This window comes from Dietzia sp. SYD-A1 (genome assembly GCF_015356725.1).
Classification (GTDB): Bacteria; Actinomycetota; Actinomycetes; order Mycobacteriales; family Mycobacteriaceae; genus Dietzia.
The window spans coordinates 1-1,663 of record NZ_JADDKI010000036.1; the positions used below are offsets into that span (position 1 = coordinate 1).

Here is a 1,663-nt window from a genome sequence, read left to right on the forward strand (position 1 = left end):
GGCCGGGTCGGCTCAGCCGGCGCGGGCCGGCGTGAGCGGCCGCAGGGATACCGGGAGCCCGTCCCCGGGGAACGGCAGCGAGTCGTTCTTCATGGGCGGGACGTAGTCCAGCGGCACGGACCACTCGAAGTGCCGCAGCAGCGCGCTGAGGACGAGCTTGGACTCGAGGTTGGCGAAGATCATGCCGAGGCACTTGTGGACCCCGCCGCCGAAGGGCTCCCAGGCGTAGCGGTGTGACTTGTCCTCGCGCCTGCCCTCGGTGAACCGCTCGGGGTCGAAGATCTCCGGGTCGGTCCAGTACTCGGGCATGTGGTGCGACAGGAGCGGCATCACCGAGACGAGCCGGCCCTCGGGGATCGCCACGCCGAGCACCTCGGTGTCCTTGACCGCCCGGCGCGCCAGTACCGGCACCGGCGGGTGCAGCCGCAGCGTCTCCTTCATCACCAGGTCCAGGTCGGTGAGGCCCTCCAGCTCGGCGAGGGTCGGCGAGGGGCCCAGTTCCAGACACTGTCTCCGACAGCGCTCCTGCCACTCCCGATCGCGCCCGAGTTCGTAGACCATCGAGGTCACGGTGCTGGTCGTGGTGTCGTGCGCGGCCATCAGCAGGAAGATCATCTGGTTGATGATGTCGTCGTCGTCGATCCCGCCGGAGGCGTCGGCCACCTGACACAGGGCCGAGAACAGGTCCTCGCCGGGGTCGGCACGGCGGGCGGGCAGGTGACGCCGGAGGAACTCCTCCAGCAGACGCCGGCCGCGGGTCGCGCGACCCCACTTGGTGAACGGCAGGGGAGCGGTCGAGCGGATGTAGCCGTTGGCGGCCTGCACGCAGTCCACGAACGCGATGTTGACCCGCTCGATCTCCCCGGGTCGGGCGTATTCGGCGCCGCCCATGAACACCTCGGTGGCCAGATCGAGCGTGTGCGACTTGAGGGCGGGATAGATCTCGAACGCCCGATCGGGGGTCCAGCTCGAGATCCCGCGCTCGACCAGCGGGGCCAGGGTACGGGCGTATCCCTCGAGCCGGGGGCGGGTGAACGCCTCCTGCATGAGGTGCCGGTAGTGGTGGTGCTCGGCGAAGTCCAGCAGCATCAGCCCGCGGTCGAAGAACGGGCCGACGAGGTATCCCCAGCCGGGGCCGTTGGCGAACGCCTTGTCGGCGTTCTGCAGGGCGATCTGGCACGCGTCGGGGCCGAGCAGCGCGGTCCAGGTGGAGCCGAGGAAGCTCAGTTCGGAGACCGGCCCGTGGTCGCGGTACCGGCGGGCCATCGTGGCCAGTGGATTCTCGACGTACTCGAGGGTCCCGCCCAGGATCGGCAGGTGGGAGCGGAGGGGGGCCGGGCCCGGCCGGTAGACCGGGTCACGTGGATCGCCGTCGATTGACATAGTGCACCTCTTTGTCGGGGTCCCTCCAGTCTGTGACCTCTCTCACGCGACTGTCAGCCGAATAGCGAAACTGGCGGTTTCGTTTCTCCCCGCCGTGGCGGTAACGCGGTGGTGGCATATGCGGTACTCAGGCGCGGGCGACCAGTGCCGCCACGTCCACCCCGTCGGGAAGCGCGCCGTACTCGGCCGAGCGATCATCACCGAGCCTGGCCAGGCAGAACGCCTCGGCGACCGCTGCCGGGGCGTGGGCGAGCAGGACCGCGCCCTGCTGGCCCAGGGC

At 69.9% G+C, this 1,663-nt stretch carries 1 protein-coding gene; it reads right to left on the reverse strand.

Annotated features, from left to right (window positions below; all coding sequences use genetic code 11):
• Positions 1–12: 12 nt before the first annotated feature.
• The gene (locus IY392_RS02140; protein WP_182612563.1) at positions 13–1,383 is read right to left on the reverse strand and encodes a cytochrome P450; all 1,371 of its coding nucleotides are present in this window, start codon (positions 1,381–1,383) and stop codon (positions 13–15) included.
• Between the last annotated feature and the right edge of the window lie 280 nt (positions 1,384–1,663).

Bases quoted from the DNA above. Each gene is read 5' to 3' on its own strand.
- IY392_RS02140 (WP_182612563.1), bottom strand. From the start codon at position 1,383: ATGTCAATCGACGGCGATCCACGTGACCCGGTCTACCGGCCGGGCCCG.